Annotated in this window: 18 protein-coding genes and 1 pseudogene; 7 read left to right on the top strand and 12 right to left on the bottom strand. The window is 62.5% G+C overall.

Annotated features, from left to right (window positions below):
* Positions 1-4: 4 nt before the first annotated feature.
* Together AC0L3D_RS16570 and AC0L3D_RS16565 are read right to left on the bottom strand one after the other, a co-directional pair.
* Positions 5-337, bottom strand: coding sequence for a four-helix bundle copper-binding protein (locus AC0L3D_RS16570; protein WP_473629550.1), 333 nt, complete (start codon positions 335-337; stop codon positions 5-7).
* A 288-nt stretch (positions 338-625) separates the two neighbouring features.
* On the bottom strand, positions 626-1,330 hold the full coding sequence (locus tag AC0L3D_RS16565) for a hypothetical protein (RefSeq protein WP_473645075.1): 705 nt from the start codon (positions 1,328-1,330) through the stop codon (positions 626-628).
* Between the two features lie 123 nt (positions 1,331-1,453).
* Here AC0L3D_RS16565 and AC0L3D_RS16560 point away from each other — a divergent pair, with 123 nt between their 5' ends.
* Together AC0L3D_RS16560 and AC0L3D_RS16555 are read left to right on the top strand one after the other, a co-directional pair.
* Positions 1,454-1,705 (top strand): TetR/AcrR family transcriptional regulator, encoded by a 252-nt coding sequence (locus tag AC0L3D_RS16560; protein ID WP_473645130.1) that lies wholly within the window; start codon positions 1,454-1,456, stop codon positions 1,703-1,705.
* Positions 1,689-2,036, top strand: a complete 348-nt coding sequence (locus AC0L3D_RS16555; RefSeq protein WP_473645073.1) for an SbtR family transcriptional regulator — start codon at positions 1,689-1,691, stop codon at positions 2,034-2,036. Before AC0L3D_RS16560 ends, AC0L3D_RS16555 begins: the two co-directional genes overlap by 17 nt.
* Positions 2,037-2,114: 78 nt before the next feature.
* Here the strand turns inward: AC0L3D_RS16555 and AC0L3D_RS16550 are convergent, their stop codons facing one another.
* From AC0L3D_RS16550 to AC0L3D_RS16530, 5 genes are read right to left on the bottom strand one after another with little or no spacing between them, the layout of a single operon-like run.
* Positions 2,115-2,858 carry an amino acid ABC transporter ATP-binding protein gene (locus tag AC0L3D_RS16550; RefSeq protein WP_287363498.1) on the bottom strand — a complete coding sequence of 248 codons (744 nt, stop codon included), beginning with the start codon at positions 2,856-2,858 and terminating at the stop codon, positions 2,115-2,117.
* 55 nt (positions 2,859-2,913) lie between these two features.
* Entirely contained in the window at positions 2,914-4,002 is a 1,089-nt protein-coding gene (locus AC0L3D_RS16545) for an amino acid ABC transporter permease (protein WP_287260334.1), read from the bottom strand.
* 2 nt (positions 4,003-4,004) lie between these two features.
* Entirely contained in the window at positions 4,005-5,120 is a 1,116-nt protein-coding gene (locus AC0L3D_RS16540; RefSeq protein ID WP_128244945.1) for an amino acid ABC transporter permease, read from the bottom strand.
* A 60-nt stretch (positions 5,121-5,180) separates the two neighbouring features.
* Entirely contained in the window at positions 5,181-6,215 is a 1,035-nt protein-coding gene (locus tag AC0L3D_RS16535; protein WP_128244946.1) for a transporter substrate-binding domain-containing protein, read from the bottom strand.
* Positions 6,216-6,244: 29 nt separating this feature from the next.
* Positions 6,245-7,459 carry a trans-sulfuration enzyme family protein gene (locus AC0L3D_RS16530; RefSeq protein ID WP_128168205.1) on the bottom strand — a complete coding sequence of 405 codons (1,215 nt, stop codon included), beginning with the start codon at positions 7,457-7,459 and terminating at the stop codon, positions 6,245-6,247.
* Positions 7,460-7,537: 78 nt separating this feature from the next.
* Between AC0L3D_RS16530 and AC0L3D_RS16525 the strand changes: the two genes are divergently transcribed.
* Positions 7,538-8,434 (top strand): LysR family transcriptional regulator, encoded by an 897-nt coding sequence (locus tag AC0L3D_RS16525; RefSeq protein ID WP_473629548.1) that lies wholly within the window; start codon positions 7,538-7,540, stop codon positions 8,432-8,434.
* A gap of 827 nt (positions 8,435-9,261) precedes the next feature.
* On the opposite strand, the gene AC0L3D_RS16520 is transcribed toward AC0L3D_RS16525, so the two are convergent.
* The 4 genes from AC0L3D_RS16520 to AC0L3D_RS16505 all read right to left on the bottom strand — a co-directional run bounded on the left by AC0L3D_RS16520 (position 9,262) and on the right by AC0L3D_RS16505 (position 10,842).
* Positions 9,262-9,489 carry a hypothetical protein gene (locus AC0L3D_RS16520; RefSeq protein WP_128244948.1) on the bottom strand — a complete coding sequence of 76 codons (228 nt, stop codon included), beginning with the start codon at positions 9,487-9,489 and terminating at the stop codon, positions 9,262-9,264.
* Between the two features lie 7 nt (positions 9,490-9,496).
* Positions 9,497-9,742 (bottom strand): hypothetical protein, encoded by a 246-nt coding sequence (locus AC0L3D_RS16515; protein ID WP_473523206.1) that lies wholly within the window; start codon positions 9,740-9,742, stop codon positions 9,497-9,499.
* Between the two features lie 80 nt (positions 9,743-9,822).
* On the bottom strand, positions 9,823-10,524 hold the full coding sequence (locus AC0L3D_RS16510; protein WP_473645071.1) for a Crp/Fnr family transcriptional regulator: 702 nt from the start codon (positions 10,522-10,524) through the stop codon (positions 9,823-9,825).
* A 195-nt stretch (positions 10,525-10,719) separates the two neighbouring features.
* On the bottom strand, positions 10,720-10,842 hold the full coding sequence (locus tag AC0L3D_RS16505; RefSeq protein ID WP_288141874.1) for a hypothetical protein: 123 nt from the start codon (positions 10,840-10,842) through the stop codon (positions 10,720-10,722).
* A 69-nt stretch (positions 10,843-10,911) separates the two neighbouring features.
* Between AC0L3D_RS16505 and AC0L3D_RS16500 the strand changes: the two genes are divergently transcribed.
* Genes AC0L3D_RS16500 through AC0L3D_RS16490 form a run of 3 tightly spaced genes read left to right on the top strand, consistent with a single transcriptional unit; the run spans position 10,912 to position 15,000 of the window.
* Positions 10,912-11,568 (top strand): ABC transporter ATP-binding protein, encoded by a 657-nt coding sequence (locus tag AC0L3D_RS16500; protein ID WP_287239568.1) that lies wholly within the window; start codon positions 10,912-10,914, stop codon positions 11,566-11,568.
* A complete protein-coding gene (locus tag AC0L3D_RS16495; protein WP_473645069.1) occupies positions 11,565-13,964 on the top strand; it encodes an FtsX-like permease family protein in 2,400 nt (799 codons plus the stop codon). The genes AC0L3D_RS16500 and AC0L3D_RS16495 overlap by 4 nt, the downstream gene beginning before the upstream one ends.
* On the top strand, positions 13,954-15,000 hold the full coding sequence (locus AC0L3D_RS16490) for a lipocalin-like domain-containing protein (RefSeq protein WP_473629679.1): 1,047 nt from the start codon (positions 13,954-13,956) through the stop codon (positions 14,998-15,000). Before AC0L3D_RS16495 ends, AC0L3D_RS16490 begins: the two co-directional genes overlap by 11 nt.
* A 395-nt stretch (positions 15,001-15,395) precedes the next feature.
* Here the strand turns inward: AC0L3D_RS16490 and AC0L3D_RS16485 are convergent.
* Positions 15,396-15,602, bottom strand: a pseudogene (locus AC0L3D_RS16485) (peptide-methionine (S)-S-oxide reductase); the annotation flags it as partial.
* A 242-nt stretch (positions 15,603-15,844) separates the two neighbouring features.
* Here AC0L3D_RS16485 and AC0L3D_RS16480 point away from each other — a divergent pair.
* The coding region (locus AC0L3D_RS16480; RefSeq protein ID WP_473645067.1) for a hypothetical protein at positions 15,845-16,050 on the top strand (206 nt) is incomplete at its 3' end.

Genomic DNA, 16,050 nt, shown 5'->3' with positions numbered 1-16,050 from the left:
GCTTCTAGGCCGCCATTTTCCGGCAGCTCGCTGCGCAGCTGCGGCAGGCCTCGACGCATTCCTGCATGTCGCCAATGCGCTCGCAGTCATCCGCACATTCGTTGCAGATCTCGGCGCATTCGTCACAGGTATGCTTGTGGTGCTCGGAACCGATGAGCATGAAATGCGCCGATGTCCGGCAGATTTCGGCGCACGCCATCATCAACGTGAAGTGTTGTTTTTCGGTGTGTTGGCCGCCCAGTTCCAGGCAGTGGCCCATCGCGGTCGAAAGGCACACGGAATAGCAGCGCAGGCATTCGTCGATGCAGCTTTTCATTTCGGGGCTAAGGTGATGCATGGGGGTGTCCTTTCTTCGATTCGAGGAGCGCGCTACAGGCGCCTCCTAACGATCACTTTGCGTTGGTTCTCAAGCCACTGCTTGAACTCGGCGATTTGGGAAATTGATGGTCGTGGTCCAGCGCGTTGGCGCTCCAGACAGAAGCAAACCGACAGCGAAGCAGATGAAAAAAGCTGCCTTCGCCCGCCGAAGTATCCGCAAGAGTGCAATGCATGACATGCTGCGTAACGGAAGCGCGAAAACTTTGTTCCGATGCGGCGGGCGCGGGTGTCGACGGAGCGGCTGCTTCTAACGCTGCGGAGCCGTCGACCCCTCATGCTGCTTCCGCCACCCGTACGGGGTCAGGCCCCGCGGCTTGTATAGCGATAGCGCCGCAGGCACGAGCAACACGAGCAGCCCTCCCGCGGCGTGGATCACAGGTGATATCCTCAGTTCCCGAAGATCAACCCTGGAAAACGTCGTCTCTGCTGCGATGTCTGACAGATAGCCAATCAGATTCAGCTGAAGCAGCAGGACGACGGTGACAAGAATATTCAGCAGAAGCTTCGCCACGACCCAGTAGTGCCGGAACAGGCCCCAATTGGTGCCCAGCGACACGACAAGCCCGGTGACCAATGAGGCGAGAACCAACGGGACGATGACATACCAGGCGGTCAACTCTATCGCGAGATAGGCTGCGCGCACCATCTGCGAATCCTTGGCTGCCAGGCCGGCGACGGCGAGAGCCAGGAAGCCTGCGACTGCGCCGAGCGTGCCGACAGAGGACGTGACATGCGCAGTGAGGGCTAACTTGCGAACGCCGGGTGCCATAATCATCGTTGTTGCACGCCGGTTTCTGTAACGCCGGAGGACGGCATGTGCCGGCCGGGACCGTGGGGCCCGCCGATACCCGGTGAAGACCACAGCGACAACCAGCAGGACCAGAATGATCGCGACGATCCCCGACACTTTCACCCAGCGCGGTGCGCCGGGGTAGGGGGGCAGGTCGGCCATGTCCGTTCCTCTATCGTCTGTATCGACATATAATGGCGCTCGATTTTATCGAGACGCAATGTCTATATCATGCCACGATGTCTCTTATCTCGACAAAGCTGCCACGTCAGGTATGTTGGGGTGATGCCGAAGCTATGGAATGAAACCATCGATGCGCACCGTCGGGCGGTGCGCGATGCGACCCTCGATGCCACCGCGGCGCTGGTGGCCAAGCATGGACTGCTGTCGGTGACGATGTCACAGATCGCCGAGGAGACGGGAATCGGTCGTGCGACGCTGTACAAGTACTACCCCGACGTTGAAGCGATCCTCGTCGCCTGGCATGAACGTCAGGTCGCCGGCCACCTCGAACATCTGATTGCCATCCGGGGATGAGGCTGGCACCGCTGGCGAGAAGCTCAAAGCTGTGCTCGAGGCCTACGCGTTCATTTCTCACGAGCACCACAGCACCGAACTCGCGGCGCGCCTGCATCGAGGCGAGCACGTCGCCCAGGCGCAGCAGCAGCTCAGCAATTTCATCCGGGACCTGCTCGCTGAGGGTGCAAAGACCGGCGGCTTCCGGGATGATGTCGCGCCCGGCGAGCTTGCAATCTTTTGCCTCCACGCTCTCGCAGCGGCCAGCAACCTGCCATCCAAAGCAGCGGTCCGCCGGCTCGTTGCGGTCACTCTGGCCGGGTTGCGGCCTCTATGCGCCAGCCACAGGTGAACGTGGAGCCGTCATCACATTGCCTCACGCCACGCGCTCCATGCTGACCATACGCACGAGGAATTGCGTAGGAGTTAGCTAATGCAGGATCTGGGCCAGAAATAGCTTGCTGCGCTCGTGGTGCGGGCTCGAGAAGAACTCGGCCGGTGTGTTGATCTCGACGATTTCACCCTGGTCCATGAAGACGACACGGTCGGCCACCTGTCGGGCGAAGCCCATCTCGTGGCTAACACACAACATGGTCATGCCCTCTTCGGCCAGCGAAACCATGGTGTCGAGCACTTCCTTGACCATTTCAGGGTCGAGCGCCGAGGTGGGCTCGTCGAACAGCATGATCTTCGGGCTCATGCAAAGCGAGCGCGCGATGGCCACCCGCTGCTGCTGGCCGCCTGAAAGCTGCCCGGGATATTTGTGCGCCTGATCCGGGATTTTCACGCGATCGAGATAGTGCATGGCGACCTGCTCGGCTTCCTTGCGGCGCATATTGCGCACCCAGATCGGCGCCAGCGTCAGGTTTTCCAAAATGGTCAGGTGCGGGAACAGATTGAAGTGCTGGAACACCATGCCGACATCGCGGCGGATTTCATCGATCTTGTTCAGGTCGCCGGTCAGTTCAATACCGTCCACGACGATGCGGCCCTGCTGGTGCTCTTCCAGTCTGTTGATGCAGCGGATCATGGTGGATTTGCCTGAACCAGACGGTCCGCAGATCACCAGTTTTTCACCGCGCTGGATGGTGAGATTTATATTTTTCAAGACGTGGAAGGCCCCGTACCACTTGTTCACGCCGACCATCTCGACGGCGGTGGGATCGTTTGTCATGGGCAGGGATGGAACGTGCCGGATGGCAGATACGGAAGTCGACATTGCAGCATTCCTAGTGAGCGGCCGGGCCCCGCCGCTCCAGGAAATCGGCGAAGCGGGCGAAGGAGAAGGACAGCGCAAAGAAGATCGCGCCAATGAAGAGAAAGGTCTCGGCGGCCGGCGACGGCCATTCGGGGTCGGCCAGTGCAGCCTTGCCTGAACTGATCAGGTCGAACAGCCCGATGACCAGGACAAGGCTCGTATTCTTGATCATAACGATGATGGTGTTGGCGAGCGCAGGGATCACCACCCGGATGGCTTGGGGCAGGATGACGAGACGTTGTGTGCGCCAAAAGGGCAGGCCGAGCGACGCTGCTGCCTCATACTGCCCGTTCGGGATGGCCTGCAGGCCGCCGCGGATCACTTCGGCGAGATAGGCAGCCGCGAAGATGGTGAGCGCGACAAGCGCGCGCACGAATTTGTCGGGCAGCAGCGCCTCGGGCAGGAACAGCGGCATCATGATCGACGCCACGAACAGGATGGACAGCAATGGCAGTCCACGCACGGATTCGATCAGCACCACCGCGCCGACCCGGACGGCCGGCAGCGTCGAGCGCCTAGCCAGCGCGAGCAGGATGCCGACCGGAAAGGCGATGCCGATGGCGACGACGGTCAAAATCAGCGTCACCGGCAGGCCGCCCCAGGATGAAGTCGGCACTTCGGCCAGTCCGAAGCCTCCCCCCATCAACCAGAAGATCAAAGCGAACGCCGCCACCCAGAGCGCCAGCAGTCGTGACGTCCAGCTCGCCGGACGCACCGACCAGCCGAGCAGCGCCAGAATGAGCAGGCAAACAATGGCTGGGCGCCAGCGTTCGTCGAACGGATAGATGCCGAACAGAAGTTGACCGGATTTGGCATAAATGAAGCTCCAGCAGGCTCCAGTGGCCGCTCGGCAGGCATTCGGGTCGGGGTCGAAGAGCACCGCATCGATCACCAGCCAGCGCAGCATGGGCGGCACGGTGACGAACAGCAGCGCGCCGAACAGCAGCGTGAGCGCGGCGTTGAGCGGTGTGCCGAACAACAGCTTGGCTAGGCGCCGCAGGCCGGCGAACCGGAAATGGTCCGGCGTTGCCTCGGAGGACATGGGAAGAGACATGGCCATGGTCACCGCTCCACGATGGCGATGCGGCGGTTGTACCAGTTGGCCGCGCTCGACAGGGTAAGATTGAGGGCGAGATAGGCGCCGAGGATGATGAAGACGCCTTCGATCGAGTGGCTGGATTTGCTGATGATGGTATTCATCACCGCGAGGAAGTCCGGGTAGCCGACGGCGATCGCCAGCGTCGAATTCTTGACGACATTGATGTACTGGCTGTTGAGCGGCGGGACGATCACCCGCAGCATCTGCGGGATGACAACCAGCCGCAGGATCTTGCCACGTGACAGGCCGAGAGAATGGCCGGCGTCCCACTGGCCACGACCGACCGACAAAACACCGCCGCGTACGATCTCGGCCACGAAACCGGTGGTGTAGATCGTGAGGCCGATGAGGATGGTGCTGAGCTCGGGCGTCAGTTCACCGCCGCCCTGGAAGTTCGAACCCGTGAAGACCGGGAAATCGACGGCGAAGCGAATATCGGCGAGCCACAGTCCCACGACGCCGGCAGCCAGGATCGCCGGCACAACCAAGGGCGGCAAGCGACCACTCCGGGCGAGACCGTAGCTGAGCGCGGCGAGCGTCAGGGCGAACAGGATGATCAGCGCGCCTGTCATGCCGATGTCGATGCTGATGGCCGGCACGACGAAGCCGCGCATGGATGCGTAGACACCGGGCAGCGGATTCAGTGCTTCGCCGACCGGCGGCAGCACCTTCCACCACAACGAATAGAGGAAAATCAAAAGGACGATCGGCGGTGAGTTGCGGGCTATTTCAACCCAGACCCGGCAGGTACCCGCTGCCAGGGGATTGCTGCTCAGCCGGGTGATGCCGACGACGAGGCCAAGGGCGGAGGAGAAGAAGATGACAAGAGCGGAAATGAAGACCGTGTTGGCCAGCCCGACAACGATCGCCCAATAGTAGGGATCGCGCGATTTATAGGTGAGGATGGCCTCGGAAATGATGATCCTGGACGGCATCGTCAGGAAATCGAAGCCAATCGGGATACCGCGCGCCCTTAGATTGGCGAAGGTGGTCGAGACCAGCAGCGCAGCGAAAGCGATGACGGTCGTCACCAACACGCCTTGAATGATGATCGATCTGGTCTTGGCTTCGCTTAGCATACCGGCCTCGGTTCATCAGTTGAAGGGAGGGGCGCGCGCTCGGCACGCCCCGACCAAGGCTCAATCCCATGGGAAGGGATAGTTGAGACCGCCGTCTTTCCACAGCGCATTCATGCCGCGTTCGACCTTGAGCGTGCTGTCCTTGCCCAGGTTCCGGTCCCAGATTTCGGCATAATTGCCCATCTGCTTGATGACGTTGTAGGCCCATTTGTCGTCCAGCCCGAGCGGCGCGCCAAAGCCGGGCTCTTCGCCAAGCACCCGTTTGATCTCCGGATTGCCCGCAGCGAGCTTTTCATCGACGTTCTGCGCGGTGATGCCGTTCGCTTCGGCCCAGAACAGGGCGTTCATTGTCCAGCGCACCACGTCGAAGAGCTGGTCGTCGCCGCGCGCGACAGCCACGCCATTGGGTTCAGCGGCGTGGCCGACCTTGAGGATGTCGTAGTCGTCCGGATTCTTGGCCACCGAGGCACGCTGGCCTGCCGCGGCGGTGCCGTCGGTTACGTAGGAGTCGCAACGACCACCGAAGAAAGCGTCGCGCGCCTGAATGGTCGAGTCGTAGTAGACCTTCTTCATGGAAATCCCAAATTCGTCCTCGGTTTCCTCAATGGCCTTTTCGGTCAGGGAGCCGCCGCCCTGCAGGCAGACGGTCTTGCCGTCGAGCAGTTTCGGCTCAGTGATGTTGTCGGCCTTGCGCACCAGCACACCGTCCGTGTCGTAGAGGTTGATCCAGACGAAACGGACAACCGTATCCCGGGTAAATGTGATGGTGGATGTGCGCGACAGGATGTCGATCTCACCCGTCTGCAGTGCCGGGAAACGTTGGCCGGCGTTGAGCGGAACGTAGCGGATTTTGTCCTTGTCGCCGAGGATGGCGACCGCGAAAGTGCGGCAGATGTCGGAATCGAAACCGCGATAATAACCTTTCTCATCCGGTCGGGAGAGGCCCGGAACGCCCTGGCTAGCGCCGCAGCTGACATAACCGCGTTCCTTGATCTTGTTGACAACGGCCTGTGCCGCCACGTCACTGATGCCGGAAACCACGCCGGCTAGCCCGATTGCCACACTGGCGAGCCACTTTAAACTTCTGCGTTTCATCTTCATTCCCCTTGTTGTTGAGGTTCTTGTTATTCGGCAGCCTTGGCACCGGCCAAGGCAGCTCCGTTCCGCCGGGCTTCGGCAAAAAGGTCGAAGGCTTGGGAAAGATCGGCCAGCAGGTCGTCCAATGCCTCGAGGCCGATCGACAGGCGCCAGACGGGACCTGGCTTCAGCCAGTCGAGGCTTGCCCGGTTTTTTCGCGGATCGCTAACGGCGATCAAAGAATGCACGCCACCCCAGCTCGCGCCGAGCCTGAACAGGCGCATGCGACCGAGAACCTTTGATTGGAGCGAGGCCAGTTCCGGCCGCAGTACGAAGGAAAACATACCTGCCGAACCGGCAAAGTCGCGTTTCCAGGCGGCGTGGCCGGGATGGTCCGGTAGGCTCGGGTGAAGGAGCTGGGCGATTTCGGTCCGCACCGACAGCCACTCCAAGATGCTGCGGGCTGTGGCGTCGGCGTGTCGCATGCGCACCGGCATGGTCATCAAGCCGCGCTCGCATAGCGCGCAGTCCTCTGGCGAAACGCCATAGCCGAGAAATCGCGCCGTATCCTTGAGGCGCCGGAAAAGAGCCTCATCACGCACGGCGAGCGAACCCATCAGCAGATCGCCATGGCCGCCGGCATGTTTGGAAAGCGCCTGCATAGAGATGTCGACGTTGTGGTCGAGCGGCTTGAACAGCAGGTGCGAGGCCCAGGTATTGTCCGCCGCCACCAATGCGCCTGCCTTGTGAGCTACTGCCACGATGGCCGGCACGTCCTGCACCTCCAAGGTGGACGAGCCCGGCGATTCCACCCACACCAGCCGTGTCGTGTCGTCAAGCAGCGCAGCTATTCCAGCGTCGAGCCGGGAATCGTAGGAAACGGCGTGGATGCCGAGCGGCCCCAGAAAACGGGCCATCATGTCGCGCGCCGGACCGTACAGTGTTTCAGGCATAAGCACCCGGTCGCCGCCACGGCAGGTGGCCATGGTCGCCAGCACGATGGCGGCCATGCCGGACGGGACGACAAGCGCGCGCGTCGCGTGCTCTAGCATGGCGATATGATCTTCCAACTGACGGCTGGTCGGCGTGCCGTAGAGCCCGTAGCTGAAGCCGTCATACAGACGCTCGACGCGACGTTCGAAGGATTCCAGATCGTCGAAGACGACGGTCGACGCACGCTCGACAGGCATCGCGAGCGACTGGAACGGCTCTTGCGAACGCTTGGGAGGATGGACATGGGAGGTGTCGTCGCGCTGGGTCATAGGCAACCATAGCCATCTCGCCCATTGCTATCTATGACCGCAACGATAAAGTTCATCCGTTTTTGATATGGCTTATCCATGAACCTGCACGACGTCGATGTCTTCAACGCAATCATGATCACGCGCGGCGCTGGCGCTGCCGCAACGCTGCTCGACACCTCGCAGCCAGCGATCAGCCGCTCGCTCGCGAAGTTGGAGGCCGAACTCGGCTTCAAGTTGTTCGACCGCATCCGCGGAAGGCTGGTACCCACGCGCGAAGGCGAACTTTTCCATGCCGAAGTGAAGGCTAATCTGGTCGGTCTCGACCGGCTGAAGCTGCGAGCGGCCCAGATCAAGGAAGTGGGCACGGGGACGATCCGTGTCGCCAGCTTGTCGGCACTGGGGCACGGGCTGGTGCCGCGCGCCATCGTGGCCTTTTCGCGCAAGCATCCGCAGGTGCGCATCAGTTATCAGGTGCGCACCTCCAATGTGGTGCGCGATCTGGTGGCGTCAGGCAGTTTCGACATCGGGCTCGCCGCTGACGAGGTGGACACGAGCGGTGTGCTCCACAGCGTCTTCAACACGCCGCGCGCGGTTTGCGTGATGCCGAAGAACCATCGACTGGCGGAGAAGGCGGTGATCACGCCAACCGATCTCGCCGACGAGCCGTTCCTGGCATTGTCACCGGAGGACACGGTGCGGGTTGCGATGGACCAAGTTTTCGCCGCGCAGGGCGTGCGCCCGCGCATCCTGATCGAGACCCCCTATGGCCTGACGATCGCCATTCTTGCTGCAAAAGGCATGGGAATCGGCCTGGTCAATCCGTCCGTTATCGCCGACCGCATGATCGCTGGCATTATCGCAATACCATTCGAGCCGGCGGTCCATTTCCGAGCGCTGATCCTGCGACCGCCAGACGGCATCAACTCGACTCTGATTGCCGATTTCACGGCGGAACTCTATGCCGCGCGCAATGTGCTGTCGGCCGAAGAGTAGGCAAGGGAGCACGTCCATAGTCGCGGCAGGCCCATACCTGTCCAGCATAAGATAAAACGAGTTCCTCGAGACCGTTAAAGTTGGCGGCTGGCCTGCGCGGTGCGCGACAGGGGGGACTTCCGCGCGGCCTGCAAACCCCGATCGCCGAAGTAGCCAATCACATATGCGTCAGCTGCGCTCCCATCCAATATTTGATCCACCAAGCCTAAGACGCTGAGAGCTTTCGTCGTAGTGCCCTTCTATCGACGGCCTTTGCGGCATTCCAGACAGGATCGACATCACCGCTCAGGGAGCGGGACCGAGGGGAGACTTGTCATCCGCCTTCTGACCTGTGAGAGGCTGTTTCGATCAATTCTTCCGGGCCTCGAACTGGAAGCGTGCGGGGACCGGTCGTTGGCCAAATCTCTGAACGGCTCGTTTCGGCGCAATGGCGCCGGGTGCATGTCTGTTCACGATGTTGCCGCCGACTCTACGATGAGAGCTTTGCAGGCCTAAGCGAGGGGAGGTGCTACGCTAGCTTACCACTGACTTCGATCGGAATCTCTGCTGTTTGCACCAATCCAGCTGAATGAATCGGATCGATGCATGGGGAAAAATCGCACGTCGGCGCGCAGTATCGCGCCTTGGCGTAGAAAAGGAAGTGACTCCCGGGCCGGACAAGTTCGACAAATCGAACCGGGTGCAAAAAGGCCAGAAAAGCGATCATTTACAAGCGTTTGATGTGACAACTTCCTCAAAGCGTCGCCCGCCTTAGTGTATCGCAATGGGTAGCAGCGGTGTATCTTCGGTCAAGCGTCATGAACAGCGTTACGACGATGCTATGCCGTCTAGGGGTCTGCCGCGTCGAACTCAATGGCAAATCCCGCGTCAATGGCGCTTCTCGCAATGAGATCGCCGATTTGCCAATCGGTCAGTTCGCAAAGTGGGAACATCTTCCTCACGGCGCTGATCACTTCGAATATCGAAACGCTCGGGTTTCGAACATGATCGATCAGGTACTGGACAATCGCTTTCCGAACATCCACTGAATTTGGCTTCTGCTCCAGCGCGGACATTTCCGGCCTACGCATGGAGCCGCATTTCTGAGCCGTCGACCGCTGTTCCGTCGAAAGCGACGGGAACACCGTGAACGATGCATGTCGCCGCCAGCATCGCCTCCAATTCGGCGTCGGTAGCCTTGCAAGCCGGCATGAGTGTTCGAATGGCGCGGATTGCCTGTGCGATGGAGAGGAACCGGGCCTTGCCTCTGGAGAGGACATAGGCCTCGGCCGCGCTTTCAACCGTGACGGTGTGAAAAGTGTTGGTCATCGACAGTGCCTCCCTGCTCAACCAGTACGACATTCGGGCTATATGCGGCGGCGTTCAAGCATATGTCCGATACCGGACAATCAGGCGGAGGCCAGGCCGAAGTGACGGTGATCGTCGTCGCCGTAGGCACCATGCGTGAGCTTTATCATTCCGGCACGGTCGACGATGGTGATCTCGCCGCGCTTGGCGTGAACCAGCCCCCGATATTCAAGCATTTGGAGGGCAGTGGTAACCCCCGGGCGCCGAGAGCCAAGCATGGTCGCCAGAAATTCATGTGTCAGGTAGACCTTATTGCCTTCAGCGCGGTCATGGACCATCAGCAACCAGCGCGCCAGCCGTTCCTCGATTTTCGAATGACCGTTGACCAGTGCCGTCCGGGACGACTGGACAAGGAACGCGTGGGCGTAGCGGAGCAGTGACTCGCGAAGGGTGGAGCTTTCTGCAACCGCAGAGCGAAGATTTTCAGCCGGCAGGATCCAGCCATTGCCGGCGATCTGGATATAGGTTTCATTGGAAGACCTGTCCTGGCCGAGAATGACTGCAACCCCGGTCATGCCGTCGTAGCCGATGATGCCGACTTCGCTTTGCCGCCCTCCGGTCATGGTGGCGACCACCGAAGCGATACCCGCCTCTGGAAAATACACTTGCTCAATCGGCTGATATGCAATCTCCAACTGGGCTTTGATACCAAGTTCGACACGATGCATTGACGGCCGTAACAGCGCGAAATCTTCTGGGGAGAGGGCTTTCAACACGCGGTTGCGCAGGAGGACTTGGGACATAGCTCTCTCCCAGACGGGCAAGAGCAGGTACCCTCTCACTGTCGGCTGCATCCGAAGCATTGACGGCCGATGTCAGATCATAGGCTCAATTACGCGAATGGCAAATCCGGCGCTCGCCGTTCGCAGAGCTATGATCGGTTCTAACCCGGGCAGGGCCACGAACTTGGGGCATAGACTGACCCCGCCCGGGGAAGTTTAGATGCCCAAGTCCAGCTGCATCTTTGCAGCGGCCCGAGCATGGTTGATCAGCGCCAGCCAGTTGCCCTCGACGGCTGCTCGCCTGAAAGCTGGTAGCTCGGCCTCGTCGATCTGTTCCATCCAGCGCTTCCTCTGGGAATTATCAACTGCAGCGCTTTTCCTTTTCGCCACAGACTGTAGCTGTGGTGCATGCTGCTTTCGATCGAAGACCTGCTGAAATCCTATTCCGGCCCGGAAGGCCCGGTGCCGGTCCTGCGGGGCGTGACACTCTCGCTCGACGCCGGCGAGACGCTGGCGCTGACCGGCGAATCCGGTTCGGGCAAGAGCACGCTGCTCCACCTCGTGGCAGGACTGGACGCTGCCGACGGCGGGCGCGTAGGGCTTGATGGGCAGGAGGTCACCGCGCTCGACGACAGTGGTCGCGCCCGGCTCAGGCGAAGCACGGTGGGCATTATCTTCCAGCAGTTCAATCTCATCCCCTCCCTGGACGTCGCCGCCAACATCGCCTTTCAGGCACGTCTGATCGGCACGCCGGAACCGCAGGAGCTTTCACGACTCGCCCACGCACTGGGCCTGGAGCCGCAACTGCGGAAATACCCCGAGCAGTTGTCCGGCGGCCAGCAGCAGCGCGTGGCGATCGCCCGCGCGCTCGCGGCGCGGCCGAAGCTGATCCTCGCGGATGAGCCGACCGGCAACCTCGACGAGGCGACAGCGGACGGGGTGATGGAGCAATTCCTCGCGCTCGTGGCGGAGACCGGCGCAGCGCTCCTGATGGTAACCCACTCCCCGCGTCTTGCGGCACGTCTCGGGCGCCGGGCGCATCTCAGCCAGGGCCGCCTTGCATGACCGGCGCTGTCCTCGAGGCACTGGCTTCGCACTGGCGACGCAACCGGCTTCAATTGCTGACGCTGGTGCTCGGCCTCGCGCTGGCGACGGCCCTCTGGTCAGGCGTGCAGGCGATCAACGCCGAGGCACGCGCGAGCTATGATGCAGCTGCCGCTACGCTGGCCGAAGGCCGGTTCCACCAGCTGATGCCGCGCGAGGGGGATTCCATGCCCCAGGCGCTTTTCGTCGCGTTGCGCCGTGCCGGCTGGCTGGTCAGTCCGGTGGTGGAGGGAAGGCTGCGCGTCGGCGGCACCGCCGTGAGGCTGGTCGGCGTCGATCCGCTGACCGCGCCGCCGAGTTCCGCTGCAAGCGAAGCACTGGCCCGCACCGACCTCAACCGCTACTTGCGCGCGGAAACGCTGGTCGCCGGCCCGGAAATGGCCGCGCTCCTTGAGGCGAACATGCCCAACCCGGTTCTGGTCGATCAGGCGGTCGCGCCGGGCAGCGTGCTCGCCGATATCGGCGTCGTCCAGAAGTTGCTTGGCCGCGCCGGGCGCATCAGCCGCCTGATCGTCCTGCCGGAGCAGCCCTTACGGCAACAGCCGCTGGCGGATATCGCACCGGACCTCTTACTCCAGCGTGCGGACGGTGCGACCGATGTCGGCCGGCTCACCGACAGCTTCCATCTCAACCTCACGGCGTTTGGCTTCCTCAGCTTCGCGGTAGGCATCTTCATCGTCCACGGTGCGATCGGCCTTGCTTTCGAGCAGCGGCGTGGCATGATCCGCACCCTGCGCGCCCTCGGCGTGCCGCTCCGCCGCCTGGTCGTCCTGATGATCGCCGAGCTTGTCGTGCTGGCGACGCTTGCCGGCGCGCTCGGCATCACGCTCGGCTATCTCATCGCAGCGCTCCTGCTGCCGGACGTGGCCGCGACGATACGGGGCCTCTATGGCGCCGACGTTGCAGGCACGCTGCAGATCCGCCGGGCATGGTGGCTTTCGGGAATCGGCATGGCGCTCGGCGGCGCATTGCTCGCCGCCGCGAGCGCGTTGTGGCGGCTGGCGCGGATGCCAGTCGTTGCGAGCGCCGGCGGCCGCGCCTGGGCGCTGGGCTCGGGACGGACGCGAACGCTCCAGGCTGCAGCCGCGGTCGTGCTGCTCGCGGCGGCGGGCGTGCTGGCCGTCACTGGGGGCGGGCTGGCCGCCGGCTTCGCGCTGCTTGCCTGTCTACTGCTCGGCGCAGCACTTGCACTGCCGCCTTGCCTGGCGGCAATCCTTCGTCTTGGCGAAGCACAAGCCGTTCGCGCCATGGCGCAATGGTTCTGGGCCGATACGCGTCAGCAACTGCCCGGCCTCGGGCTTGCACTGATGGCCCTGCTGCTAGCCATGGCTGCGAATGTCGGCGTTTCCACCATGGTCTCGAGCTTCCGCCTGACCTTTGTCGGCTTCCTCGACCAGCGCCTGTCAGCCGAACTGTACGTCGATGCGGACGCGGTCGCGGACCGGGCGGCTATGGAACGTTTTCTCGAAGCGCACGCTGACGCCGTGCTGCCGATCATGTCGGTCGAAGCGACGCTCGCCGGCTTGCCGGCGGAGATTTTCGGGGTGCGTGTCGGCTACACCTACCGCGAAAACTGGCGCTTCCTCGACGCAATCCCCGCCGTCTGGGACGAGATCGAAGCGGGCAGGGCGGTCGTAATCAACGAGCAGCTCTCGCGCCGCGCCGCGCTGCACGTCGGCCACACGCTGGCGCTCGGCCCCGGGCTGTCGCTGCCGGTCGCGGGCGTCGTCGGCGATTACGGAAATCCCATCGGCCAGGCCATCGTCGGCGAGGCGCTGTTTCGCCAGACGTTCCCAGCCATCGAGCCGAGCCGCTATGGCGTTCGCACCGGCAATCCTCAGGGCCTGCGCCGGGCGCTCACGGAGGCGTTCGACGTTCCACCCGCGCGCATCATCGACCAGGCGGCGATCAAGGCGTTCTCGCTGTCGGTGTTCGAGCGCACCTTCTCCGTGACTGATGCGCTGAACGTGCTGACGCTGGCGGTTGCCGCGTTTGCAATCCTGATGAGCCTGCTCACGCTGGCGGCGATGCGACTGCCGCAGATGGCGCCCGTATGGGCGATGGGGACCACCCAGCGCCGGCTTGCCGGGCTAGAAATCCTGCGTACCGTCCTGCTTGCCGCGATCACGGCCGTGTTGGCCTTGCCGCTGGGCCTGGCGCTCGCCTGGGTCTTGCTTGCCATTGTCAATGTCGAGGCGTTCGGCTGGCGCCTGCCGATGTACCTGTTTCCAGTCGAATACATCCGCCTGATGCTCTTCGCGCTCGCCGCCGCGCTGCTCGCCGCGCTCTGGCCAGCGTGGCGGCTGTCGCGCATGGAGCCGACCGGGCTGCTGAGGATATTCGCCAATGAACGCTAGGGCGCTCATTTTCCTGCTGCTGGGTGTCGGCAATGCCTTCGCCCAGGGCTTTGCCGGGCTCGGCACAGACGCCGAAGGCTTCGCCGTTCCGGAACCGGGCAAGCGGTTCGAGTTCCCGCAGGATCATGGAGCCCATCCGGACTACCGGATCGAGTGGTGGTATCTGACCGCGAACCTCACCGGGCCCGACGGCGCGGACTACGGCCTGCAATGGACGCTGTTCCGCTCGGCGCTCGCGCCGGGCGAGGCCGAGGGATGGGAGAGCCCGCAGGTGTGGTTCGGCCATGCCGCTGTGACCAGCGCCGCGACCCACCTCTCAACGGAGCGTTTCGCGCGCGGCGGCATCGGCCAGGCGGGTGTGATTGCCAAGCCCTTCGCGGCCTGGATCGACGCCTGGCAGATGGAGGGCGACAGCCTGGACCGACTTCAGCTCAGCGCGACCGGCAATGACTTCGCCTACGACATCGCGATGCATGCCGAAGGCCCGCTCGTCTTCCACGGCGCCGGCGGCTACTCGGTCAAGTCGGCGAAAGGGCAGGCGAGCTACTACTATTCCCAGCCCTTTTTCTCAGTTGAGGGAAAGATTAGTCTGCCGGAAGGTGAGATCCCGGTGCGCGGCACCGCGTGGCTCGATCGCGAATGGTCGTCGCAGCCGCTGGCGGACGACCAAAACGGTTGGGATTGGTTCTCGCTTTCCTTTGACACAGGCGAGAAGCTGATGGGTTTCCGCCTGCGCGATGCCGCTGGCAGCGGCTTCACCTCCGCCACCTGGATCGCGGCGGACGGTGCCGTGACGCCCTACGGCGACGGCAAGCTCGTTGCGACCCCGCTGGAGACGAGCTGGGTGGAGGGGCGCGAAATTCCTACGCGCTGGCGTCTCGTCTTGCCCGACCGTACGCTCGACGTCACCGTCGGCGCGATCAACTCTCAGGCTTGGATGGGTCTCAGCATCCCCTATTGGGAAGGTCCGGTGCGGGTGGCCGGCACACACCCTGGCAAGGGCTATCTCGAGATGACGGGCTACCAGCGACGATGACCGTGGACCCCGGCTGTGCCTGCGCGTCAGATCGTCATGGACAACTCCCGGGATACCAAGTCGCGGCACCGATAGTTAGCGATGCGGTATATCGGATCACCCAGCATTGGCTATTGTTGTCGCTTGGCAGTTAATTGTAAGAATGCGGCGATTTGGTTGAGCCTTGGCATTTAATTGTGGGATCCAGGTGATCTGATTCTCAAATTAACTGCATTTGAGACGAGACTCTCGACCTGCGGGCTTGGGCTGTCATGTTCTCGGCAGCGTCAGTGAATTATTCGCGACCGCTTTGGACGTGACGCTATGGGCTACGCCGCCACAGCACTGGACGGTCCGTGCTCGGTCCCCGACGGATTCCGCGAACTGGCCGAGAAGGAGTTGTAAAGTGCAGCGGCCTACCCCGCGCGGCGAATTTCCTCTCGCTTCGGAAGCTTCCAGTTTGGTCTTGGGAAATGACAGGTGTAGCCATTGGGATAGCGCTCGAGGTAGTCCTGATGCTCCGGCTAGGCCTCCCAGAAATCGCTGACCGGCACCACCTCGGTCACGACCTTACCGGGCCAGAGCCCGGATGCTTCGACATCGACGATGGTGTCTTCCGCAACGTGCAGCCTAGCCCCAATCCAAGCCGGATGGAATTCGCCCACGCTCGTATGCGCCTGCAAACGGGTATCGCGTGCCTCAGGACTCTGACGAACTGACACACTCCGCTGGCCTGCCTCGTCGCTCCTCGACGCGATACGGGGGAGGCATTCAGCATCGTGCTCTGCTGGCTACTCTCACCGTCGTTGTCAACAAACCCCAGCGGCGCTAAGCTCCACGCTGGGATCAGGCAATGGAAGTACCGATGTCGGAGCAGATGCACGCCAGGTTTCTCCATCGGCTTGTCGCCCTGTTTTTCATCCTTCTTCTCGGCGCGCATCCCGCCAGCGCCCAGAACCGCCCCGCTCCGACCCCGCTGTTCGACACTCCTGGTCTTGCCGCCGAGGCGTTGAAAGCCATCGCCGAGCGCATCGGGCGCGAGCCGCGGGTCGCGCTGGTGGATATCCGGGG

The sequence above is a fragment of the Mesorhizobium sp. WSM4837 genome (assembly GCF_055811435.1).
The sequence above is the reverse complement of the archived record's forward strand: the minus strand, read 5'-3'. Positions and strand labels throughout refer to the sequence as shown.